The sequence below is a fragment of the Allobosea sp. CCNWLY174 genome, from assembly GCF_037120455.1.
GTDB classification, from domain to species: Bacteria; Pseudomonadota; Alphaproteobacteria; order Rhizobiales; family Beijerinckiaceae; genus Allobosea; species Allobosea lupini.
In genome coordinates, this window is the sequence record NZ_JBBBBQ010000011.1 from 78,868 (window position 1) to 100,189 (window position 21,322).

The 21,322-nt window shown below is 66.8% G+C and carries 20 protein-coding genes and 1 tRNA gene; 9 read left to right on the plus strand and 12 right to left on the minus strand.

Annotated features, from left to right (window positions below; all coding sequences use genetic code 11):
* Positions 1-3: 3 nt before the first annotated feature.
* Genes V7S63_RS24745 through V7S63_RS24755 form a run of 3 tightly spaced genes read right to left on the minus strand, consistent with a single transcriptional unit; the run spans position 4 to position 2,323 of the window.
* The gene (locus tag V7S63_RS24745) at positions 4-849 is read right to left on the minus strand and encodes an ABC transporter substrate-binding protein (protein ID WP_336532181.1); all 846 of its coding nucleotides are present in this window, start codon (positions 847-849) and stop codon (positions 4-6) included.
* Between the two features lie 31 nt (positions 850-880).
* Complete coding sequence (locus tag V7S63_RS24750) at positions 881-1,615, minus strand: ATP-binding cassette domain-containing protein (protein WP_336532182.1); 735 nt, start codon at positions 1,613-1,615, stop codon at positions 881-883.
* A gap of 6 nt (positions 1,616-1,621) precedes the next feature.
* On the minus strand, positions 1,622-2,323 hold the full coding sequence (locus tag V7S63_RS24755) for an ABC transporter permease (RefSeq protein WP_442896514.1): 702 nt from the start codon (positions 2,321-2,323) through the stop codon (positions 1,622-1,624).
* Positions 2,324-2,427: 104 nt separating this feature from the next.
* Here V7S63_RS24755 and V7S63_RS24760 point away from each other — a divergent pair, with 104 nt between their 5' ends.
* The 3 genes from V7S63_RS24760 to V7S63_RS24770 all read left to right on the plus strand — a co-directional run bounded on the left by V7S63_RS24760 (position 2,428) and on the right by V7S63_RS24770 (position 5,135).
* Positions 2,428-3,318: a helix-turn-helix transcriptional regulator gene (locus V7S63_RS24760; RefSeq protein WP_336532183.1), complete on the plus strand. Its 891-nt coding sequence runs from the start codon at positions 2,428-2,430 to the stop codon at positions 3,316-3,318.
* A 139-nt stretch (positions 3,319-3,457) separates the two neighbouring features.
* Entirely contained in the window at positions 3,458-4,582 is a 1,125-nt protein-coding gene (locus V7S63_RS24765; RefSeq protein ID WP_442896517.1) for a M20 aminoacylase family protein, read from the plus strand.
* A 7-nt stretch (positions 4,583-4,589) separates the two neighbouring features.
* A complete protein-coding gene (locus tag V7S63_RS24770) occupies positions 4,590-5,135 on the plus strand; it encodes an isochorismatase family protein (protein WP_336532185.1) in 546 nt (181 codons plus the stop codon).
* Positions 5,136-5,168: 33 nt separating this feature from the next.
* On the opposite strand, the gene V7S63_RS24775 is transcribed toward V7S63_RS24770, so the two are convergent.
* Together V7S63_RS24775 and V7S63_RS24780 are read right to left on the minus strand one after the other, a co-directional pair.
* The gene (locus V7S63_RS24775; protein ID WP_336532186.1) at positions 5,169-5,951 is read right to left on the minus strand and encodes a hypothetical protein; all 783 of its coding nucleotides are present in this window, start codon (positions 5,949-5,951) and stop codon (positions 5,169-5,171) included.
* Between the two features lie 2 nt (positions 5,952-5,953).
* On the minus strand, positions 5,954-7,090 hold the full coding sequence (locus V7S63_RS24780) for a DSD1 family PLP-dependent enzyme (protein WP_336532187.1): 1,137 nt from the start codon (positions 7,088-7,090) through the stop codon (positions 5,954-5,956).
* 107 nt (positions 7,091-7,197) lie between these two features.
* On the opposite strand from V7S63_RS24780, the gene V7S63_RS24785 reads away from it, so the two are divergent.
* The 3 genes from V7S63_RS24785 to V7S63_RS24795 all read left to right on the plus strand — a co-directional run bounded on the left by V7S63_RS24785 (position 7,198) and on the right by V7S63_RS24795 (position 11,193).
* The gene (locus V7S63_RS24785; RefSeq protein WP_336532188.1) at positions 7,198-9,018 is read left to right on the plus strand and encodes an ABC transporter ATP-binding protein; all 1,821 of its coding nucleotides are present in this window, start codon (positions 7,198-7,200) and stop codon (positions 9,016-9,018) included.
* Positions 9,019-9,021: 3 nt separating this feature from the next.
* Entirely contained in the window at positions 9,022-9,537 is a 516-nt protein-coding gene (locus V7S63_RS24790; protein ID WP_336532189.1) for a GNAT family N-acetyltransferase, read from the plus strand.
* A gap of 120 nt (positions 9,538-9,657) precedes the next feature.
* Entirely contained in the window at positions 9,658-11,193 is a 1,536-nt protein-coding gene (locus V7S63_RS24795; protein WP_442896518.1) for an MFS transporter, read from the plus strand.
* Between the two features lie 42 nt (positions 11,194-11,235).
* On the opposite strand, the gene V7S63_RS24800 is transcribed toward V7S63_RS24795, so the two are convergent.
* Entirely contained in the window at positions 11,236-11,820 is a 585-nt protein-coding gene (locus V7S63_RS24800) for an invasion associated locus B family protein (protein ID WP_336532190.1), read from the minus strand.
* Between the two features lie 81 nt (positions 11,821-11,901).
* Positions 11,902-12,945, minus strand: a complete 1,044-nt coding sequence (gene obgE, locus V7S63_RS24805) for a GTPase ObgE (RefSeq protein ID WP_100962152.1) — start codon at positions 12,943-12,945, stop codon at positions 11,902-11,904.
* Positions 12,946-13,116: 171 nt separating this feature from the next.
* Here obgE and V7S63_RS24810 point away from each other — a divergent pair, with 171 nt between their 5' ends.
* On the plus strand, positions 13,117-14,268 hold the full coding sequence (locus V7S63_RS24810; RefSeq protein ID WP_336532271.1) for an extracellular catalytic domain type 1 short-chain-length polyhydroxyalkanoate depolymerase: 1,152 nt from the start codon (positions 13,117-13,119) through the stop codon (positions 14,266-14,268).
* A gap of 42 nt (positions 14,269-14,310) precedes the next feature.
* Here V7S63_RS24810 and V7S63_RS24815 read toward each other — a convergent pair whose 3' ends face one another.
* The 3 genes from V7S63_RS24815 to V7S63_RS24825 all read right to left on the minus strand — a co-directional run bounded on the left by V7S63_RS24815 (position 14,311) and on the right by V7S63_RS24825 (position 16,184).
* Entirely contained in the window at positions 14,311-14,967 is a 657-nt protein-coding gene (locus V7S63_RS24815) for a GNAT family N-acetyltransferase (protein ID WP_091842356.1), read from the minus strand.
* A gap of 155 nt (positions 14,968-15,122) precedes the next feature.
* Complete coding sequence (rpmA, locus tag V7S63_RS24820; protein WP_091842353.1) at positions 15,123-15,389, minus strand: 50S ribosomal protein L27; 267 nt, start codon at positions 15,387-15,389, stop codon at positions 15,123-15,125.
* Positions 15,390-15,488: 99 nt separating this feature from the next.
* A complete protein-coding gene (locus V7S63_RS24825) occupies positions 15,489-16,184 on the minus strand; it encodes a 50S ribosomal protein L21 (protein WP_336532191.1) in 696 nt (231 codons plus the stop codon).
* 343 nt (positions 16,185-16,527) lie between these two features.
* Here V7S63_RS24825 and V7S63_RS24830 point away from each other — a divergent pair.
* Positions 16,528-16,617, plus strand: a tRNA-Ser gene (locus V7S63_RS24830).
* 1,208 nt (positions 16,618-17,825) lie between these two features.
* Here V7S63_RS24830 and V7S63_RS24835 read toward each other — a convergent pair.
* Both V7S63_RS24835 and V7S63_RS24840 read right to left on the minus strand, forming a co-directional pair.
* Positions 17,826-18,659 carry a carbohydrate ABC transporter permease gene (locus V7S63_RS24835; RefSeq protein ID WP_336532192.1) on the minus strand — a complete coding sequence of 278 codons (834 nt, stop codon included), beginning with the start codon at positions 18,657-18,659 and terminating at the stop codon, positions 17,826-17,828.
* A complete protein-coding gene (locus V7S63_RS24840) occupies positions 18,652-19,566 on the minus strand; it encodes a carbohydrate ABC transporter permease (protein WP_336532193.1) in 915 nt (304 codons plus the stop codon). Before V7S63_RS24840 ends, V7S63_RS24835 begins: the two co-directional genes overlap by 8 nt.
* A 247-nt stretch (positions 19,567-19,813) precedes the next feature.
* On the opposite strand from V7S63_RS24840, the gene V7S63_RS24845 reads away from it, so the two are divergent.
* The gene (locus tag V7S63_RS24845; protein WP_336532194.1) at positions 19,814-21,232 is read left to right on the plus strand and encodes an FAD-dependent oxidoreductase; all 1,419 of its coding nucleotides are present in this window, start codon (positions 19,814-19,816) and stop codon (positions 21,230-21,232) included.
* Positions 21,233-21,322: the final 90 nt, after the last annotated feature.

Sequence of the window (21,322 nt, forward strand, 5' to 3'; positions counted from 1 at the left end):
AGGTTACGCCCCCGCCTGGCCGGCATTGGGGAAGAACAGCTGCTGGCCGTCGATCTTGTAGTCGGCGATCGCTTTCTGGCCTTCCGGGCTGGTCAGCCAGTCGGCGAAGAGCTTGCCGTCGGCGACCTTCACATGCGGGTGCTTGGCCGGGTTCACCGACATCACGCCGTACTGGTTGAACAGGCGCTGGTCACCCTCGACCGAGATGACGAGATCGCCGCGGTTCTTGAACGAGATCCAGGTGGCGCGGTCGGAGAGGACATAGGCGCCCATCGCACCGGAGGTGTTGAGCGCCGCACCCATTCCCTGGCCGATCTCGCGATACCAGGAGCCCTTCTGTGCGGCGATGTCGATGCCCGCGACCTTCCAGAGATTGAGCTCGGCGGCATGGGTGCCGGACTTGTCGCCGCGCGAGACGAAGGGCGCGGCCTTCTCCTGGATCTTCTTCAGCGCGGCGACGATGTCCTTGCTGCCGGCGACACCGGCGGGATCGCTCTTGGGTCCGATCAGGACGAAGTCGTTGTACATCACCGGGCGGCGCTCGGTCGAAAAGCCCTCCTCGACGAATTTCAGCTCCAGCGCCCTGGCGTGGACGAAGACGACGTCGGCATCACCGCGGCGGGCAGTGTCGAGCGCCTGGCCGGTGCCCTGCGAGATGACGCGAACCTCGATGCCGGTCCTGGCCTTGAACAGCGGCAGGATGTGGTTGAACAGGCCGGAATCCTGGGTCGAAGTGGTCGAGGCGACCGTGATGAAGCGCTCGCCGGCGGGGGCCTGGGCGATGGCGACGCCGCTCAGGCCAAGGAAGAGGCCGGCGGCAAGGACTGAGCGGCGGGGCAAGGCTGTCATCGGGCGTTTCTCCAGTTGTCGTCTTTGTGGGTCACCAGAGCAGCTCTCCTGCCAGGAAGGCACGCGCCTCGGCCGAGTGGGGGCCGGCGAAGAAATCCTTGGCCAGTGCGTCCTCGACCAGTCGGCCGCGATGCAGGAAGAGCACGCGGTCGGCCAGGCGCCGGGCCTGGCCGAGATCATGGGTCGACATCATCACGGTGATGCCCTCGGCGACGAGGCCGGAGAGCAATTCCTCGATCTGGCGCGTCGCGGCGGGGTCGAGCTGTGAGGTCGGCTCGTCCAGGAAGAGCAGTTCGGGCCGCAGCGCCCAGGCGCGGGCGATGGCGAGCCGCTGCTGCTCGCCGCCAGAGAGCAGGCGGGCCGGCTGGCCGGCGCGTTCCGCAAGGCCGAAGCGATCCAACGCCTGCGCCACACGCGTCTTGCGCTCGGCGCCATTGCTGCCAGCAGCGGCGAGGGCATGGGTGATGTTGGCCTCGACCGAGCGGCGCAGCATGATCGGTTTCTGGAAGACCATGGCATGGCCTTTCCTCTGTCCCTTGGCGCGGGCTTCGGCTCCGGCGGCCCAGCGCACAGTGCCGCGGCTCGGCGTCAGCAGGCCGTGGCAGAGGCGCAAGGTCAGCGACTTGCCGGCGCCGTTCGGCCCGAGCAGCACGGTCAGCCCGCCGGCGGGAATGACGAAGCTGTTGGGCGCGACCAGCAGCTTGCCGTCACCGAAGAAGGCGGCGGCCTCGACGGTGAGCGGCAGGATCGAGGTTACACTCAGCATCGCGGCTCAACCCGCATAGCGCGCTCCGATACGGCTGGCGCCGAAGGCTATGGCGTTGATCATGAGCGTCAGCGAGAGCAGGACGAGACCGAGGCCGAGGGCCAGCGGCAGGTCGCCTTTCGAGGTCTCCAGCGTGATCGCCGTCGTCATGGTGCGGGTGTAGCCGGCGATGTTGCCGCCGACGATCAGGACGGCGCCGACCTCGGCGCTGGCCCGGCCAAAACCGGCGAGCAGCGCTGTCGCCAGCGCGAAGCGTCCGTCGAAAAGCAGGGTCGGGATGGCGCGCAGGCCGTCAAGGCCGACCGAGCGCAAATGGTCGCGATATTCGCTCCAGAGATCCTCGATCACCTGCCGGGTCAGCGCGATCACGATTGGCAGCACCAGGATCACTTGTGCGATGATCATCGCGGTCGGCGTGAACAGCAGGCCCAGTGGTCCGAGCGGGCCGGAGCGCGAGAGCAGGAGGAAGACGGCGAGGCCGGCGACGACCGGCGGCAGCCCCATCAGCGCATTGAGGCAGACGATGATGGCCGCGCGGCCGGGAAAGCGTGCCAGCGCCAGGGCGGCACCGAGCGGCAGGCCGATCAGCGCCGCGATCAGCACGGCTGTCAGGGTGACGCGCAGCGACAGGAAGACGATGCTGAGAAAGCCCGGATCGAGCCCGACCACCAAGGCAAAAGCCGCCTGAAAGATCGCGCCGACGTCCAAAGCCTGCTCCCCGCGCTTGCCTTGAGATTGCAAGCATTTGCAATTGGTAGAGTTCAATGCGACCAAATGCCAATGTCGTAATCAGCGCAGGCATGTGCAGGTTGATGCAGGATCAGCTCTGGCTCACTACCGAGGAAGCGGCCTCATACCTGCGCCTCAAGGAGCGCAAGCTCTACGAGCTGGTCGGGCAGGGCGCGGTGCCTTGTACCAAGGTCTCCGGCAAATGGCTGTTCCCGCGTGGCGGCCTCGATCGCTGGCTCGAGGCCGGGTTGTCGCGCCCGGCCGGGTTCGACGCGGTCCCGCCACCTCCGATCGTCGGTGGCAGCCAGGATTCGCTGCTGGAGCTCGCGATCCGCGAATCCGGCTGCGGGCTGGCGCTGCTGGCCGAGGGCTCGCAGGCCGGGCTCGACCGGCTGGTGCGCGGCGAGGTCGCCATCGCGGCGCTGCATCTCCACGCGACGCCGGATGACGACGCCGCCAATCTCGCCGCAATCCACGCCGAGCCTTCCCTGCACGATGCGGTGGTGATCAATTTCGCCCGGCGCGAGCAGGGGCTGCTGATCGCACCCGATAATCCGATCGGGATCGACGGGCTCGGCACGGCGATCGCCAAAGGCGCCCGCTTCGCCCAGCGCCAGCGCGGCGCCGGCGCGCAATTGCTGCTGCTGAGCTTGCTCGAACGCGCCGGGGTTCCCTCCGGTCGGATGATCGTCGCCGACGGCATCTGCGCCACCGGCCAGGATCTGGCGCTGGCGATCCGTTCCGGACGCGCCGATTGCGGCATCGCGGCGCGCGCCATCGCCATGGCCTTCGGCCTTGCCTTCCTCCCCTTGGTCTGGGAGCACGTCGATCTGGTGATGCGCCGGCGGAGCTATTTCGAGCCGGCGACCCAGAAGCTGCTCGCCTGGATGCGTAGACCGGACATGGCGGCGCGGGCGAAGGAGTTCGGTGGCTACGACCTCTCGATCAGTGGGAGCGTGCGGCTCAACCGCTGAGCGGACGCTTGCGAAACAAGCTTGCAAATGGGGCGGGCAATTGCAGCGCCTGTTGCACTGGCGCCGGCATAGTCTTCCGGCTGAGTGAAGCAGGCGAGGACAGCCCGTGACGACCGATCTCGACAAGCTCGTGCAGGAGATGACCGGCTGGCGGCGCGATCTGCACGCCCATCCGGAGTTCGGCTTCGAGGAGACGCGCACCAGCGCCTTCGTCGCGGCCAAACTGCGCGAGTTCGGCCTCGACGATGTCGCGGAGGGTGTCGGCGGCACCGGCGTGGTCGGCACGCTGAAGCGCGGCAGCGGCAACCGGGCGATCGCGCTGCGGGCCGATATGGATGCGTTGCGCATAGCCGAGCAAAGCGAGTTTTCCCACCGCTCCGGCAATCCCGGCGTCATGCATGCCTGCGGCCACGATGGCCATACCGCCATGCTGCTGGGCGCCGCGAAGCTGCTGGCGGAGGAAGGTGGCTTCGACGGCACCGTGCGCTTCGTCTTCCAGCCGGCCGAGGAATGGGGGCGCGGCGCGCTCGCCATGCTCGCTGACGGGCTGATGGAGCGCTTTCCGTTCGAGGAGATCTACGGGCTGCACAATGCGCCGAAGCTGCCGGTCGGCAAGTTCCAGACCCGGACCGGCCCGATCATGTCGGCGGAGGACAATTTCGAGATCGTCCTCACCGGCGTCGGCGGCCATGCCGCCCGCCCGCATGTCGGCAACGAGACCCTGGTCGCCGCCTGTGCCCTGGTCACCAGCCTGCAGACGATCGTCTCGCGCCGCCTGAGCCCGGCTGAGATCGCCGTCGTCTCGGTGACGGAGCTGATCACCGACGGCACCCGCAACGCCCTGCCGGGGCAGGCGCGCATCCTCGGCGATGCCCGCAGCTTTCAGCCAGAGGTCAGCGCCGATATCGAGGCGCAGATGCGCGTGATCAGCGAAGGCATCGCCCGCGCCTACAATGTCGAGCAGTCGGTGAGCTATACGCGTGAATTCGTGCCGCTGCTCAACCAGCCGGCCCAGACCGAGGCGGCACTGGAGGCGGCGCGGAACGTGCTCGGGCCCGAGAACGTCTCGGTGGTGTCGGAGCCTTTCACCGGCTCGGAGGATTTTGCCCGTTTCCTCGCCCATGTGCCGGGCTGCTTCTCCTTCGTCGGCAATGGCGACAGCGCGCCGCTGCACAACCCACGCTACGACTTCGACGACGAAGGGCTGATCCACGGCATGCGCTTTCACGCCGAGATTGTCAGGCGGCGGTTGACGTTGGGGTGAGGCAAACATGAAAGCTCTGGTCATCATCGACATGCAGATGGAGATGCAGCACCGGATCGATGCCGGCAGGGATTGCGTCAATTCCGACGCGCCGGACCGGATCGCCATGCTGTCTGAAGCGTTCCGCAAACGCGGGCAGCCTGTCATCCACATCCGTCATAGCGCGGATGACCCGGCTTCGCCGTTCCATGCCGACGCCGCGGGCCATCAACCCATGCCATGTGCCAAAGCGGTTGAGGGCGAGCCGATCTTCCTGAAGCGGACATCATCCGGGTTCGCCTCGACTGACCTCGAAGCCTATCTGCGTGAGAATGGCATCACGGATCTGCTTGTCGCCGGCGGGGTGGCCGGGTACTGCGTCAACTCCACGGTTCGGGCTGGAGCCGATCTCGGCTTCAACATGACCGTGGTAGGCGATGCGGTGATCACCTTCGATCTACCCGGACTGTCGGCACGCACGATTTTCGACGTGACGATGGCGCATCTCGAATCGGATTTCGCGAAGATCGTCGACTCCGCAGCTGTGCTGGCCGCATGGAATCGCGCCAGCTGATGCCGTTCGCAGCGAGCCTCAGCACGGGCAGCATCAGCCCCGCTCAAACCTCTGCCAGACGCAGACCTTGTGCACGTATTCCCGGTCGCGCTCGGCCTCGCCGAAGGGCGCGACCGGCCAGAGCCAGCTCTCGTCCTCCTTCGGCAGGCCGACGCCGTACATCAGGTCGAGCCGATCATGGATCGCTCCGCCGCGGTCGCGCTCGACCATCTCGACATCACTGATCAGGCAGACATGGCCCTTGAAGCGGGCGAGGTCGTCGAGATGCCAGGCGATGCAGCGGGCCGGCAGGTTCGCGGGCAGGGTGGCGGCCCGGGCGGGATTGTCCTCGAGCCAGTCGGCAACCGGCCAGGCGAGCTGCGAAAGCAGGTTGGCGGATATGATAAGATCGACGCGGTCATCGGCGACGAGGTCCGCGAGCGGGTCCTGCCGGCCCTCCGCCTCGGCGGCGAGCCAGGCCATGGCGCCGGTGAGGTCCCGGCTGAGCAGGCTGACTTTCGGCTGCCGCCAGAGCCTCAGACGCAGCAGCGGCAGATGAACGATATCGACAAGCACGACCTCGTCGAAGCTGGTGCAGAGCATGCCCAGCGGGATGTCGCGGGCGGGGCCGGAGCCGAGCACCACGACCTTGCGGCGGCGTGGCAGGGAGGCTGCGACCTCGGCGATGATGGCGCTGCAGCGGGCCCGGTGCGGCTCCCAGGCCTTGCGTTGGCGCCGGCCGCGCGACCAGAGCCCGACACTCTCCCGCAGCAGGCCGAATCGGCGCGCAAGCGGCGCGGCCGGCGTCAGGGCTCGCAGCGCCAGCTCGGCGAGCACGATTAGCTGAGTGCCCCGCGCGCCGCCACCGGCCAGACCGCCTCGACATGAGCGTCCGGGCCGCCCAGGCCGCGCACGCAGACATACCAGTCGTGCAGGTTGACGGTCGGGTCGCAATGGCCGGGCACGAGCAGCACCCGGTCCCCGCGATGCGGCACGGCGACGGGATCGCCGGTCAGGATGCCGTGCTCGTCGGAGGGCTTGGTGTAGATCACGCCGTCGCGCTGCCAGGGCACCGGCATCCCTGAATCGACCGCGGCGGCCTTGTGACCGGCGTCGACGATGGCACGATCCGGCACCGGCTTGCTCATCACCCCCGCGAGCACGAACAGCGCGTGCTGGAAGGTGTTGAAGGTCGAGCCGTCAGCCATGCGGTTGCGGGCATAGTCGGCGTCCATGAAGATGTAGGAGCCGCATTGCAATTCGTTCCAGATGCCGGAGCGGCTCTCCAGCTCGTAGGTGCCGGTGCCGGCGCCGCCGACGGTCTCGCAGGCGAGACCGGCCTGGGCGAGGCGCTCGATCGCATTGCGGGTGAGAAGCCCTGCGCGCTCGATCGCCTCACTGCGCTCGTCGACCGAGCGCATGTGCTGGGCCGAGCCGTGATAGGCCTGCACGCCGCGGAAGCGCAGTGTGTTGCTGCGGGCCACCGCTTCGGCGAGCCGGACCGCCGCCTCGCCGGGGGCGACGCCGCAGCGGCGCCCGCCGATGTCGAGCTCGACCAGCACGTCGAGGACGACATCGTTGCGCGCCGCCGCCTCGGCGGCCTCGCGCACGCCCTCGATATGGTCGACGCAGAGCCCGATTCGAGCCTCGCGCGCGAGCTTTGCCAGCCGGTCGAGCTTGGCGGCGCCGGCGATCTCATTGGTGACGAGCACATCGGTGACGCCGCCGGCGACCAGGATCTCCGCCTCGCCGACCTTCTGGCAGCATTGCCCGACCGCACCATGGGCGATCTGGCGCAGGGCGATCTCCGGGCTCTTATGCGTCTTGGCATGGGGGCGCAGGCGTATGCCCGTCGCCTCGGCGAAAGCCGCCATGGTGACGAGGTTCCGCTCGAAGGCGTCGAGATCGATGATCAAAGCGGGCGTATCGATCTCGGCGAAGGACTGTCCGGGCCGGGCCGGCGGGGGAAGGGGCATGGGTTCTCGAATCTGGTGAATCAACTCATGGCCATGGGACGTCAGGTTCTTGTCCGGAGCAAGACCGGCAGTGGCGCTCGCATGGCGGCCATGTTAGGCCGCGCGCCATGAAGATCGGCCGCGTCACCGACGACACCTTTGCACTCTTCGCCCGAGTCTGGCGCGAGCGCGGGCGGCAATACACGCCGCAACTCATCGCCATCCTCGGTCTCGTCGTGGTCATCGCGGCGACGACGAGCTTCTATCCACTGCTGATCAAGGCGGCCTTCGATGCCTTCGCCGATCCCGTAGGGGCCGAGGCGACCGGCTTCGTGCGCCGCATGGAGCGGCTGGTCTCGAAGTCGATCGATTTCGAGATCGGCGTCGTCAACGCCGTCGCCGTCGTCGTGGTGATCGTCACTGCGATCAAGGGCTTCTCGCTGCTGACCCAGACGGTGATGACCAACAGCGTCGTCAGCCGGATCGAGGCCGACATGCAGAGCGCGCTCTACAACCATCTGATCGACGCCGACCTGGCGCAGCTCCAGAGGGAAAACCCGGCCTCGCTCACCCAGCGCTTCACCACCGACTTCACTTTCGTCAAGGAGGCGCTGACCCGGCTGGTCAACATCGCGGTCCGCGACGTGATGACGGCGATCGCGCTGGTCGGCGCCATGCTCTGGATCGACTGGAAGATGACGGCGGTCGTGCTGCTGATCGCGCCTGTCGTCGCCAGGCCGATCGGCCGGATCGGCAAGAAGCTGCGCCGCATGGCGGCCTCGCAGCAGGAGCAGACCGGCCTAATGGCGAGCCTGGTCACCGAGAGCCTGCAGGGTGCGCGCGTCGCCAAGACCGATTCGCTCGAGCCTTATCTGAAGGAGCGCGCGGCCGGTGCCTTCGAGACGATCCGGGCGCTGAAGATGAAGGCGGCCAACGCCCGCGGGCGGCTTGATCCGTTGCTGGAGGTCGCCGGCGGGCTTGCGGTCGCCGGCGTGCTCGCGGCGATCGGCGTGCGCATCACCTCGGGCAGTTCCACCGTCGGCGATTTCACAGGTTATGTCTCGGCGTTGCTGCTCGCGGCCCAGCCGATGCGCTCGCTCGGCAATCTCAACGCCATCGTCCAGGAAGCGGGCGCCTCGCTGAAGCGCTATTACGCGCTTATCGACGAGAAGTCGCTGATCACCGAGCGCCCCGACGCCAAGCCGCTCGCGGTAAGCGGGGGCGCAGTTGCCTTCCGAGACCTGCGCTTCCGCTATCGCGACGACCAGCGCGGGCTCGAAGGCATCGACCTCGTCGCCGAGGCCGGCAAGACCACGGCGCTGGTCGGCCGTTCCGGCTCGGGCAAGTCGACCATGCTGGCGCTAGTGCCGCGGCTCTATGATCCCACCGAGGGCCGGGTCGAAATCGACGGGCAGGACATCCGCGACGTGACCCTGCGCAGCCTGCGCGGCCAGATCGGCGTGGTCAGCCAGGATGTCGTGCTGTTCGACGACACGGTGCGCGCCAATATCGGCTTCGGCCGCCCTGGCGCGAGCGAGGGGGACATCGTCGCCGCGGCCAGGGCGGCGGCGGCGCACGACTTCATCATTGCGATGCCCGACGGCTACGACACGAAGGTCGGCGAGCGCGGTTCGCGGCTTTCCGGCGGCGAACGCCAGCGTCTCGCCATCGCCCGCGCCATCCTCAAGGATGCGCCGATCCTGCTGCTCGACGAGGCGACCAGCGCGCTCGACACCCAGTCGGAGCGATTGGTGCAGGAGGCGCTGGCGGAGCTGATGAAGGGCCGGACGACGCTGGTCATCGCGCACCGGCTGTCGACCGTGCGCGAGGCCGACCAGATCGTCGTGCTCGACGAGGGAAAGGTGGTCGAGACCGGCGACCATGACGGGCTGATCGCGCGCGACGGTGCCTATGCGCGGCTCTACCGGCTGCAGTTTGCTGAGGGCTGAGCGATGCGCCTGGAGACCGAGCGCCTTGTCCTCGACCTGCACGGCGTCGAGCATTTCGAACCGCTCAGGCTGATGTGGGGCGATGCGGCGGTGGTGCACCATATCGGCCAGCCCTCGAGCGCGCAGGAGGCCTGGATGCGGCTGCTGCGTTATCGCGGGCTCTGGCCGCTGCTCGGCTACGGCTATTGGGCGTTGACCGAGAAGGCGAGCGGCCGCTTCGTCGGGGATCTGGGTTTCGCCGATTTCCACCGGGCGATCGAGCCATCGATCCGCGGCGTTCCCGAGGCGGGCTGGGTGCTGGCGGGCTGGGCGCATGGACGCGGATTCGCGAGCGAGGCGCTCACCGCCGCGCTCGGCTGGCTCGACGGGCAAGGCGCATATGATAGCTCGGTCTGCCTGATCGCGCCGGAGAACGAGCCCTCCCTGCGGCTGGCGCGACGCTTCGGCTTCCGGGACGAGCGCCTTGTCAGCTTCCTGGGGCATGACACATTGCTGCTTCGGCGGGCGCGGCCAGCATAGTCCAAAGGGAAGGCCGGCTTCCCCACAATCATGCCGGGCATGCGGCTTGAGCCGCCGCTGCTGACAGGAGCCGCCACATTCTGCTGGCAGTGTCGCTGCTCAAAAAACTGACGAGATCTGATTGTGACGACCATGACGACCGCCGCCGTTCCGGCGCGCAAGGCCACCCGCCGCGAATGGCTGGGCCTGATCGCGATCGCCTTTCCCTGCATGATCTATTCGATGGACCTGACAGTGCTGAACCTGGCGGTCCCGACGCTGACGCGCGAACTCAAGCCGACAGCGGGCGAACTGCTCTGGATCATCGACATCTACGGCTTCATGGTCGCCGGCTTCCTGATGACCATGGGCACGCTCGGTGACCGGATCGGCAGACGCAAGCTCCTGCTGATCGGCGCGGCCGCCTTCGGCCTGGCTTCAACGGTCGCCGCCTTCTCGAGCAGCACCGAGATGCTGATCGTGATGCGGGCGCTGCTCGGCATCGCCGGGGCGACGCTGGCGCCCTCGACGCTCTCGCTGATCGCGGTGATGTTCGAGGACGAGACCGAGCGCACCTTCGCGATCTCGATGTGGATCGCCAGCTTCTCGGCCGGCGCCGTGATCGGCCCGCTGATCGGCGGTGCGCTGATCGAGTATTTCTGGTGGGGATCGGTCTTCCTGATCGCGGTGCCGCCGATGCTGATCCTGCTGGTGATCGGGCCGATCCTGCTGCCGGAATACAAGGCGCCGCAGGCAGGGCGGCTCGACCTCGTCAGCGCGCTGCTCTCGCTGGCGGCGATCCTGCCGGTGATCTACGGGATCAAGCATTTGGCCGAGTTCGGGCTGTCGGGGTCTGCTGTCGCCAGCATCGTCGCCGGGCTGGTGTTCGGCGTGGTGTTCGCGCGCCGGCAGACGCGCCTCGCCGATCCGATGGTCGATCTCGCCTTGTTCGGGATCCCGGCCTTCCGCGCGGCGCTGGCGATCAACCTCGCCGGCATCATGGTGATGTTCGGCAGCTTCATCTTCATGGCGCAGTATCTGCAGTTGGTCGCCGGGCTGACGCCGCTGGAAGCCGGCATCTGGTCGCTGCCTTCGGCAGTCGCCTTCACGCTCGCGTCCTTCGCGGTGACACCGCTGTCGGTGCGCTTCAAGCCCGCGACGCTGATGGCCGGCGGCATGGTGCTCTCCGGCCTCGGTTTCGCCTGGCTCGCCCTCGCGCCGAACCTCGTCCAGATCGTCGCCTCATCGATCCTGTTCTCGATCGGCTTCACGCCGGTGATCGCGCTGACGACCGGGATCGTGGTCGGTTCGGCGCCGCAGGAGCGCGCAGGGGCGGCCTCGGCCATGTCCGAGACCAGCATCGAATTGGGCGGCGCGCTCGGCGTCGCCGTGTTCGGCAGCCTGGGGGCGGCACTTTATCGCCAGAGCATGGCGGGGGTTTCTGTCGCGGGCGTCGACAGCGCGACGCTGGGCCCAGCACGATCGACCCTTGGCGGAGCGCTCGCCGCGGCCGAGAGACTGGCACCGGACCAGTCGGCGCATCTGCTGCAGGCGGCGCGCGAGGCCTTCATGACAGGCTTCCACGCGGTCGCGCTGATCGCGATCGCCGGCATGGTGTTCTGCATCGCGGTGGCGCTGACGACCTTGCGTGACGCAAAGCCGTCCGCGGCGCATTGAGCGAGGCGACAGCTCGGGGCAAGCCCGAGCACGACGGCTGGATCAGGGCTCGCGCAGCAGCGCCTCGGCCGCGGCGGGGAAGCCGCGGAAGGAGAGCGGCAGCGTGACCTCGCGCTTGCCAGCGTCGAGATAGCGCATCTGGCCGGCCTCGCTGAGGCCGCGCCAGCGCTTGAAGGCGTCGTCGCTCAGTGTCGCCTCGGCGAAGCAGCCACCGGGCAGGCAGCGCTGGAAGACGGCGAGCGCCTCGTCCTTCTCGGCGGCGACCACGCGCACGCTGGCCTTGTCGCCGAGTGCAAGGTTCGGAGGCACCTGGATCACCAGCTTGATCGGCTCGCTCTTGACCGGCCGGCCGATGGCGACCAGAGCGATCGGGCCGCGCTGACCCTGCTGTTCCAGGGTCTGGACGATCTCGCAGACGCGGGCTGCAACACTCTGCTGGCAGCGCAGGGTCCAGTCGCCATAGGTCGCGGTGGTGTTGTCGGGCTGGGAGATCGCGCCGGGGGTCGGAGTCGCCTGCGCCTGGACCGGGCGTGGCTGGGCGGGGCGTTGCGCCGGCGCCTGCTGTGCGAAAGCCGCGCCGGAGAGGAGAGCGGCGGAGAAGGCCAGGGCAGTCTGTCGTCTCGGCATGGCTGGAATGGTCCAAAGCGGGCAATCGCCGACTTCAAGACTAGGAGTGACGGCCGCGCAAGTCGCGGTTGTGAACGGCTGTCAAGGATGCCAGCCGCTCTCCTGCGCCGGAGCCTCGTCCTTGACCTCCTGGGCGCGCGCTTCCTCGACCACCGCGAAGACCGCGCGCAACGCCGCCTCGACACCTTCGCCCGAGGCGGCCGACAGGGCGATCGGCGTGCGCCCGCTCGCGCGCTTCAGGCGGGCGAGCTGTTCCTTGCGCGCCTCCGGCGTCAGGGCGTCGACCTTGGAGAGCGCGACGATCTCCGGCTTCTCGTCGAGGTCGGCGCCATAGGCGGCAAGCTCCTTGCGCACCGTCTTGTAGGCCTTGCCTGCATGTTCGGTCGTGCCCTCGACAAGGTGCAGGAGCACGCGGCAGCGCTCGATATGGCCGAGGAAGCGGTCGCCGAGGCCATGGCCTTCATGTGCGCCTTCGATCAGGCCGGGGATGTCGGCGAGCACCATTTCGCGCGCGTCGACGCGGACGACGCCAAGGCCGGGATGCAGCGTGGTGAAGGGATAGTCGGCGATCTTCGGCTTGGCCGCCGTCACCGTGGCGAGGAAGGTCGACTTGCCGGCATTGGGCAGGCCGACGAGGCCGGCATCGGCGATCAGCTTGAGCCGCAGCCAGACCCAGCGTTCCTCGCCTGGCAGGCCGGGGTTGGCGTGGCGCGGCGCCTGGTTGGTCGAGGTCTTGAAATAGGCGTTACCGAAGCCGCCATTGCCGCCCTTGCACAGCACGAAGCGCTGGCCCGGCTCGGTCAGGTCGGCGATCAGCGTCTCGCCGTCCTCGTCGAGGATCTCGGTGCCTGGCGGCACCTTGAGCACGATCGGGGGACCATTGGCGCCGTGCCGGTCCTTGCCCATGCCGTGCTCGCCGATCCTGGCTTTGAAATGCTGCTGGAAGCGGAAGTCGATCAACGTGTTGAGGCCCTGGACGCATTCGACCACGACGTCGCCGCCGCGCCCGCCATCGCCGCCATTGGGCCCGCCGAACTCGATGAACTTCTCGCGCCGGAACGAGACGCAACCGGCGCCGCCGTCGCCGGCCTTCACATAGATCTTGGCTTGGTCGAGGAATTTCATGAGGGAGTAGGTAGTCGCATGAGCGCGCGAGAGCAATGCGTCGCCCGCCTCTCCGGGCGCCCCGAATCGTACTTCATGCAGAATTATGTTGCAGTGCAGCAACGAATGCCCATCTCGGGGGTTGTCATCCGCCAGCCCCACTCCGCGGCTGACGAAGCAAGGGCCATGACGATGCGAAAGCTCTCCGACACGATCGCCCGCCTATCGGCCTACCGCACCCAGCTTGGGACGGGGGCGGGCCCCGATATGTCCGGCCGCCTCGGCACCTTGCCGGAGTTCGGCAGCAACCCCGGCGCGCTTCTTGCCCGAACCCATCTTCCGCCCGAGCTTCCCGCCGGCGCGCCGCTCGTCGTGGTGTTGCATGGCTGCACCCAGACCGCTTCCGGCTACGATTATGGCTCCGGCTGGTCGACGCTGGCCGATCGCGACGGCTTTGCGCTGCTGTTTCCCGAGCAGCAGCGCGCCAACAATGCCAATCTCTGCTTCAACTGGTTCGAGCCGGGCGATACGCAGCGCGGCAGGGGCGAGGCGCTGTCGATCAGCCAGATGATCGAAACGATGATCACGCGCCACGGCCTCGATCGCGGCCGCGTCTTCATCACCGGCCTGTCGGCGGGCGGGGCCATGGCCGGCGTCATGCTGGCGACCTATCCCGAGCTCTTCGCCGGTGGTGCGATCATTGCCGGTCTGCCCTATGGCGTCGCGGGCACCATTCCCGAAGCCTTCGACCGCATGCGAGCCCATGGGCTCCCGGGAGAGAAAAGGCTGCAGGATCTGGTGCGCTCCGCCTCGCGGCATGATGGGCCCTGGCCGACGATCTCGATCTGGCAGGGCAGCGCCGACCGCACCGTCGCCCCTGCCAATGCCGCAGCGCTGGTCGCGCAATGGCGCGGTGTCCACGACCTGCCTGCCGAGCCGTCCGCGAGCGAATCGGCGGATGGCCAGAGGCGCCGGGTCTGGCGGGACGCCGACGGCCGCGATCTGATCGAGGAGTACAGCATTGCCGGAATGGGCCATGGCACGCCGATCGCCGGCGACGGCATCGGCCGACCGGGGCCGTATATGCTGGCCGCCGGCATTTCCTCGACACAGCGGATCGCCGGGTTCTGGGGGCTGCGGGCCGGTAAGGCAGAGAAAGCCAAGCCGTACGCGAAAACACCGGCCGCTCCGCTCCCGGCGCGCGAGCATGTCATGGCCGCCGGTCCGGCGCGGCCGGAGCCAGAACCGCCGCGCGTGACCGATCAGCCGGCTACGCCGCCTGCAGCCGCTGGCGTGCGCAAGATCATCGAGGATGCGCTGCGCTCAGCCGGCCTGATGCGGTGAAGACGGATTTCGGCCCCGCCCGGGAGGGCGGGACCGATGGGTTCAAGCGAGGCAGGGCTCCTCGCTGAAGCTGTCAGCCTGCTGCTGCTGTTCGGCCGCCGGCAGCGGCGCCCAGCCGGACGCGCTCCAGCTCTTCAGCGCCGCCCAGGTCGAGCGGTCGAGCCGGAACTGCTCGCAGGGGAACAGGCCGCCACGCGCCGGCAGCGACTTCAGGAAGGAACCCTCCTGCCGGAAGCCGCTCTTCTCCAGCACCCGGCGCGAGGCCGGGTTGATGACACGGGTGTCGGCCTCGACCGCATCGATCTCGACAAGCGAGAACATCGTGTCGATCAGCGCCTGCACCGCCTCGGTGGCATAGCCCTTGTTCCAGTGCGGGGTGCCGAGCCAGTAGCCGATGAACGGCCGCCCGGTCGCCTGCTTGTGCGCGCCGATCATGCCGATCAGGTCGTTCGGCTTCTCGCGCGGGGTGATCGCCAGCACGAGATGATCGCCGAGCGCATTGCCCTTGCGCGTCGCGAAGATGAAGGGATCGACTGCCTGGGTCGGATAGGGATGCGGAATCGAGGCGGTCATCTCGGCCACGGCCTTCTCGCCGGCGAGGCGCAGGATGGCGGTGGCATCGGCGATCCGCGGCCAACGCAGCCACAGCCGCCGGGTCTCGAGCCGGAAGACGTCGTCTCTCGTCAATTCGGGGAACATCTTGGTCTCTCCGTCGGCGCAAACGAAAGGGGGAGCTGGGCTTTGGTCCCATCTCCCCCTCGCTTGACCTTCGGGAAACCCGCTTGGGGCTCTTATTCCCTTGATCCGTCCGGTTCGATGGAACCGGCGGATCGAGAACATTCCCTATCCGCCGTTTATTCTGCGGCCTCTTGGGCCGGGACTACGTTCACGAAAGCTCGGCCGAGCTTCGTCGTGAACCGGACGCGACCGTTCGACGTGGCAAAGAGCGTATGGTCTTTGCCCATGCCGACGTTCACGCCGGCGTGCCATTTGGTGCCGCGCTGACGAATGATGATGTTGCCGGCCACGACCGCCTGGTCGCCGAAGCGCTTCACGCCGAGGCGCTTGCTTTCGGAGTCGCGACCGTTGCGGGACGAGCCGCCTGCCTTTTTGTGAGCCATAACGCCCTACCTCAAAAACTCTTCAGTCCATGTAACCCGAATCGGCGGCAAAAGCCACCCCGACCGGGCGTGAAGCTGCGCGGTGCCTGTCAGCGCCGGTCAGTAGTCCTCGCCGGAAGCGAGCTCGGCCTGATCGGCCTTGGCCCGCGGCGGCTTGCCGGCGAGCAGCTCCTTGGCCTGCTCGACCCACTCCTCGCGGGTGGCGCGGCCACGCAGCTTGAGCTCCTCGTCCCACTTGGCGATATCGGCCTCGGTCCAGGCGGCGATGTCGTTCCAGGAGGTGATGCCGGCGGCGCGCAGCTTCTTCTCGATGGTCGGGCCGACGCCCGAGATCAGCGAGAGGTTGGAGGCGTCGAGGCCCTCGCCCTTGGCTTCAGCCTTGGCCTTCGCCGGCTTGGCCGAAGCCTTGCCCTTGACGGTTTCGCTGCCGGCCTTGAGCGCGACCGGAGCGGCTTCGCCCTTCTTCATCTCCGGCTTCTTGCCGCCGGTGAGGATGTCGGTGATGCGCACCACGGTCAGCTCGGCGCGGAAGCCGCGCTTGCGCTTGGAATTCTGGCGGCGGCGCTTCTTGAAGGCGATGACCTTCTCGCCGCGGGCCTGCTCGACGATCTCGCCGGCGACGGTGATGTCACCGAGGAAGGGAGCGCCGATCGTCGACTTCTCGCCATCGGTCAGCATCAGGACGGAGCCGAAAGCGACGGTGTCGCCCGGGTTGCCCTCGATCTTGGCGACGGTGATGCGGTCATTGGCGGCGACGCGGAACTGCTTACCGCCGGTCTTGATGACTGCGAACATCTTAGTGTTCTCCATGTTGAGCCCCGCCCTGTCATGTGCCCCTGCAGGGCGCACGCGGGACGGCTTTTTGGCAGTCGGTTGCGTGGTCGGGTTGCTCTTTGAGGCCCGCTGCGCCTGCCGCATGGAAGCGGCATGGTGGGCGGCAGCCAAAAGAGATCAGGCGCGGGTTTCCCCACGCCGGACGCGGCTTCCTAGTCGCGCAGGGGCGAGCCGTCAAGGAAAAGCAGCATGGCAGCGATTGATTTCAAGGCGATGACGGCGTTGTGGACGCATTGCTCCGGAAAGGCTTGTGCAGCGAGGATGCAATGTGTAGTAAGCACCCCGCCTCGACCAGAGCGACCGCGGACAGGTGGCAGAGTGGTTGAATGCACCGCACTCGAAATGCGGCATACCCGCAAGGGTATCGGGGGTTCAAATCCCTCCCTGTCCGCCATTCTATCCCGCAAGATGCTGATTTTGCTCGCATATATTCTAGGCTTCAGTCGGCAAATCACAAAATCACCTACAAAAGCCCAATCGCTGAGAAATACCTGCGCTTAGCGGCGTAGGTTCTATTGATTTTACCGTTTGAGCGGGGATTTTCGCGAGCGGTCCTTGAGCGGGCTACGACGAGGGGCCGGGTGGCTCGCATTGAGAGCCCTAGGCTGAAAGAACAAAAGCTCCGACCATTCTCGAAAAGCCTCTTTATTTCAAAAGGTTGACTGACTTGCCTGGCGCCAAATCCAGCGTGGGAATCGACTGAGCGCTGGGATATGAGGATGTGTCGAAGGCGCATCGCGGCAGCGAATTTCCGATTCGGTGAGACTTTCGGAGCGCAGCCGAGGATGCCTACGAGGGTGGCATTGCAGTCGGTGCGGTGAGAACAGACTTCAACGCCGGAGCGATCGCCAAGCCGCATGCGGCCAACCCAGCTGAAAATTCCCTGTTCTGTAATGCGATATCTGATCAGGGTAGCCGATGCTGCTTTCAAATCTCCGGCTTTGGCAGCGATTGAGGTCTGCTGCCTAGGAGACGGGCAAGGCCGCGGTTTCGAGCAGATCGAGACATCTGGTTATCTGTGAGGGCACAAGAAAATCGCTCCCGATCTTGCGACGATTTTCATCGCGAAGCCTTCGGTCAGCATCTCGGCACGCCGAGTCGGCACTGTGTTATTCCGAGCCTGCAAGCGTTATCGTTGAAGGATAACTTCGTCGCGCGGTGGTTACCTCACCTCGCATTCTTGGGAGAGTTCCACCCGCATCCGTTCAAAGATTTCGCATCGATCAGATCGTCACGCGCTTTCGAGTTCTCCGAGCAGGACATCGACTCATTCGTTGGGGACGATCCTCTGGGGGCGCGGAGCAGCAACAACCCGATTTTGCTCATCGTCACCGTATGTCGCCTATCGCAGGCGTGGTCTTCGTGGTGCTCGCAGCCAAGAGGCAACGTGTTCAGCTTCTCGGTAGGAGAATTCCCGTTCCGGCTGAACGCGACAGTTGGGTTCGGCGAGAACTGCGACCGCTATTGCACAGAGAATCGGCCCGTTGGTGAACTTCGCAATGACTGCTCTTGGCAGGTTGATTTCATAGCCTGTAAGGCCAGCAGACTGTCAGCTTCGTCAACTCACAACTGCTGCCGCGGCGTGGCATCGCAGGACCAGTCTCAACTTTTGACCGCTCCGGCGGTGAGGCCCGCGATGACGAAGCGTTGCAGCGCCAGCACGATCAGTACGACCGGCACGAGTTGGATGGTGGCCGCGGCGAAGACCGCTCCCCATTGCACGCCTTCCGCCGTGCTGAGCATCTCGCCGATCACGACCGGGGCGGTGCGCGCCGCGCTGGTCGTGAAGATCATCGCGAAGACGTATTCGTTCCAGGCGAAGACGACGACGAAGAGCGTGAGCGCCACCAGCCCCTGCGCCGCCAGCGGCAGGATGACGAGCCGCAGAATCTGGAAGAGCGAAGCGCCGTCGAGCGCAGCTGCCTCCTCGAGCTCGATCGGGATCTGCGCCACGAAGGAGCGCATCATCCAGGAGCCGAGGCTTACATAAAAGGCCGCGTAGAGCAGGATCAGGATGAGGTGGCTGTCGTTGAGCGCCAGACGGTTCACGACTGGAAAGAGCGGCACAGTCACCACGATCGGCGGCAGCATGCGCAGCACCAGCATGAACACGGCCGAGGCCTTGTAGGCGCTTTCCTTCGCGCGTGCATAGACATAGCCCGCCGCGAAGGAGGCGGCGAGCGTCAGGAGCACGGCACCGGTCGTCGCGATAAGGCTGTTGCGCAGGCCGGCGAAGAACTCCGGATTGAGCCGCACCAGCGTCTGATAATTTTCCAGCGTCGGTACGAAGACCGCCCGGAAGGGCACCTCGAAGATCTGCCGCGGCTGTTTCAGCGAGGAGAGCACGACAAGCAGGATCGGCCCGAGGCTCCAGGCCAGAACCATCAGCAGCGCCAGCGCGCGCAGCAGCCTGGCCGCGAGACGATCGCTACGCATCGCGACGGACCTCCTTGGCCATTCGGTAGAGGTAGGGAGCCGCGATCAGCAGCGCGAGCAGCAGCATGCAGACGCCGGCGGCCGAGGCAGAGCCGAAGTTCCGGAACTGGAAGGTCTCGCGGTAGAGATAGATCGCGAGCACCTCCGTCAGCCGGGCCGGCCCTCCGCGTGTCAGCAGCCAGACCTCACCGAACAGCCGGATCGCGAAGATGTAGCGGAACAGGATGGCGACAAGGATCGCCGGCATTATGATCGGCACCTCCACCAGCCAGAAGCGCTGCGAAGCGTTCGCGCCGTCGATATCGGCCGCCTCCTGGGTTTCCTTCGGCACACTGAGCAACGCCGCATAGAGGATGAGGAAGGTGAAGGGCATGTGGTGCCAGATCGCGATCAGCGACGACAGCGCCAGCCCAGCCCAGGGCTCGAAGTCCCATGGCAGCGCAATGCCGACCTCGGCGAGCATCCGCGACAGCAGCCCGACATCGGGTTCCATCATGAAGCGCCACATCACGATGCCGCTGCTCTCGGTAATCGCATAGGGCGCGATGATCGCGGCGATGACGAGCTTGCGGCCGGTCTCGACCCGACGCACCAGAACCGCGACGGCGAGGCCGAGCGCGAGCTCGGCGTAGACGATGACGTTGACCACCGCGAAGGTGTTCCAGGCCGCCCGCCAGAAGCGGGGGTCAGACATCAGGGCGGCATAGTTGGCGAAGCCGACGAAGGCAGGCTCCTGGCCCAGCGTCGACTTATGGAAGCTCAGCCAGCCGATATAGACCGCCGGCGCAGCGAGGAAGCCGACGAGCAGCAGCAGCGCCGGCAACAGCATCAGCACGAAGGCGCCATGACGGGTGCGCGACGGTTCACGTGCGCCGCCCGCCGCCGGTCGACCAGCCGCAGTCGCCATGGCTGGGCTCGCTTGCATGCTCACGCGCGGCTTGCCGCCGGGCAAGGCCGGCCCTGGTCGCGCCCGGACGTGTCCATCGTGCATCCTCCCTCGCGATCCCGCCTTCGGGCCAGGCGGCTTGGGCCGCATTGACGATAGGGCTAGAAGCCGCTTGCTTTCATGTCAAGGATGTAAGATGGAATTACAGCCTTGTAATTCAAAGCGGGCCGCGAGGCGTTCTGCGGCAAGCCTGACGGGAGCGAGCGAGATGGCGAATATCGTGGTGGTCGGCGGCGGGACTAGCGGCTTCGCCGCAGCGATCGCGGCGGCGCGTGCCGGCGCGAAGGTCCGGCTGCTCGAGCAGAGCAGCTATCTCGGCGGCACCATGACGGGCGGCCTCGTCCCGGGTATCGTCTCGCTGAGGCATCAACCCTGGCGCGACCAAGAGACGCTGGTCCAGATGGAGACCTCCTATGACGGCGATCAGGTCGTCCAGGGCATCGCGCAGGAGATGATCGACCGGCTGATCGAGGCCGGCGGCGCCTATGGCTCGCCAGGCAAGGCCACCATCCGTGTCAGCTTCGATCCCGAGATCATGAAGGTCGTAATCGACAAGATGGTGCGCGAGGCCGGCGTGGCGGTCGAATACAACACCAAGGTCACCGAGGTGCTGCGCGAGAACGGTCGGGTCGTAGGGGTCAAGGCCAATTTCGGCGAGGAGATCCGCGCCGATTTCGTGATCGACACCACCGGCGACGGCCATGTCGCCTGGTTGGCCGGCGCGCGCTACGAGCAGGGCGAGAACGGCGACCCGACCTATGTCCAGCCGATCAGCATGTACTTCCTGATGGGCGGCGTCGATCTCGGCAAGACGATCGATTATGCCTGCAGCGGCCGCGAGGATTTTTCGGAGGGCTATCTGCGCAAACTGCGCGAGCTCTACGAAGCCGGCAAGCCCCTGACGATTCCGGGGCTGCCGCGACTGCGCGAGGCGGCCGCGCAGGCGGGCGACTATCCGAGCGCCTTCGGCTCGACGACGCTCAACCCACGGGCACACAACAATATTCTGCGGCCGATCTTCCGCAACGGGAAGGTCGTCTACGACACCACCATGCACAATGTCGACATGGCCTACCGGGTCGACGCCACCGACAACAGGACGCTGAGCGAGGCAATCGGCTCCATGCGCGACTTCACGCTCAGGATAGGCGAATTTTACCGGAGCTATGTGCCCGGCTACGAGAACGCCTATGTCTTGCAGATCGCCGACAATATCGGCGTGCGCGAAACCCGCCGCGTGGTCGGCGAGTACATGCTGACGGGCGAGGACGTACTCGAGGCGCGCTCCTTCGAGGACAGCATCGGCTATTGCGGCGCCACCGTCGACGTCCACAACATTGACGGCAGCCAGGTCACGCGGATGAGCGCGATCCGCGAGGGCAAGCTCTACCAGATCCCCTTCCGCATCCTCTTGCCCGAGAAGATCGACGGCCTGCTCGTCGCCGGTCGCTGCGTCTCGGCCGATCGCGTCGCCTGCGGCTCGATTCGACAACAGGCCGGCTGCATCGTCACCGGCCAGGCGGCCGGCGTCGCCGCAGCGCTCGCCGCTGACGAGGGCGTCGAAGCCCGCCACCTGCCGATCGGCGCGATCCAGCAGGCTCTGAAGGCGCAGGGTGCGCAGATCTGAAGCGTTGACGGCCGGTCCTCCATCTCGGCGTCTCGTCGTCGGATTCCTGATCGACTGGGACGCGGCGCAGCGGACGCGGATCGCGGCGCT

What these genes read in the sequence shown, in the direction of transcription:
- V7S63_RS24745 (WP_336532181.1), bottom strand. Translation starts at nt 849, where the DNA reads ATGACAGCCTTGCCCCGCCGCTCAGTCCTTGCCGCCGGCCTCTTCCTT.
- V7S63_RS24750 (WP_336532182.1), bottom strand. Translation starts at nt 1,615, where the DNA reads ATGCTGAGTGTAACCTCGATCCTGCCGCTCACCGTCGAGGCCGCCGCC.
- V7S63_RS24760 (WP_336532183.1), top strand. Translation starts at nt 2,428, where the DNA reads ATGCAGGATCAGCTCTGGCTCACTACCGAGGAAGCGGCCTCATACCTG.
- V7S63_RS24765 (WP_442896517.1), top strand. Translation starts at nt 3,458, where the DNA reads ATGACCGGCTGGCGGCGCGATCTGCACGCCCATCCGGAGTTCGGCTTC.
- V7S63_RS24770 (WP_336532185.1), top strand. Translation starts at nt 4,590, where the DNA reads ATGAAAGCTCTGGTCATCATCGACATGCAGATGGAGATGCAGCACCGG.
- V7S63_RS24780 (WP_336532187.1), bottom strand. Translation starts at nt 7,090, where the DNA reads ATGCCCCTTCCCCCGCCGGCCCGGCCCGGACAGTCCTTCGCCGAGATC.
- V7S63_RS24785 (WP_336532188.1), top strand. Translation starts at nt 7,198, where the DNA reads ATGAAGATCGGCCGCGTCACCGACGACACCTTTGCACTCTTCGCCCGA.
- V7S63_RS24790 (WP_336532189.1), top strand. Translation starts at nt 9,022, where the DNA reads ATGCGCCTGGAGACCGAGCGCCTTGTCCTCGACCTGCACGGCGTCGAG.
- V7S63_RS24800 (WP_336532190.1), bottom strand. Translation starts at nt 11,820, where the DNA reads ATGCCGAGACGACAGACTGCCCTGGCCTTCTCCGCCGCTCTCCTCTCC.
- obgE (WP_100962152.1), bottom strand. Translation starts at nt 12,945, where the DNA reads ATGAAATTCCTCGACCAAGCCAAGATCTATGTGAAGGCCGGCGACGGC.
- V7S63_RS24810 (WP_336532271.1), top strand. Translation starts at nt 13,117, where the DNA reads ATGCGAAAGCTCTCCGACACGATCGCCCGCCTATCGGCCTACCGCACC.
- V7S63_RS24815 (WP_091842356.1), bottom strand. Translation starts at nt 14,967, where the DNA reads ATGTTCCCCGAATTGACGAGAGACGACGTCTTCCGGCTCGAGACCCGG.
- rpmA (WP_091842353.1), bottom strand. Translation starts at nt 15,389, where the DNA reads ATGGCTCACAAAAAGGCAGGCGGCTCGTCCCGCAACGGTCGCGACTCC.
- V7S63_RS24825 (WP_336532191.1), bottom strand. Translation starts at nt 16,184, where the DNA reads ATGTTCGCAGTCATCAAGACCGGCGGTAAGCAGTTCCGCGTCGCCGCC.
- V7S63_RS24835 (WP_336532192.1), bottom strand. Translation starts at nt 18,659, where the DNA reads ATGCGTAGCGATCGTCTCGCGGCCAGGCTGCTGCGCGCGCTGGCGCTG.
- V7S63_RS24840 (WP_336532193.1), bottom strand. Translation starts at nt 19,566, where the DNA reads ATGGCGACTGCGGCTGGTCGACCGGCGGCGGGCGGCGCACGTGAACCG.
- V7S63_RS24845 (WP_336532194.1), top strand. Translation starts at nt 19,814, where the DNA reads ATGGCGAATATCGTGGTGGTCGGCGGCGGGACTAGCGGCTTCGCCGCA.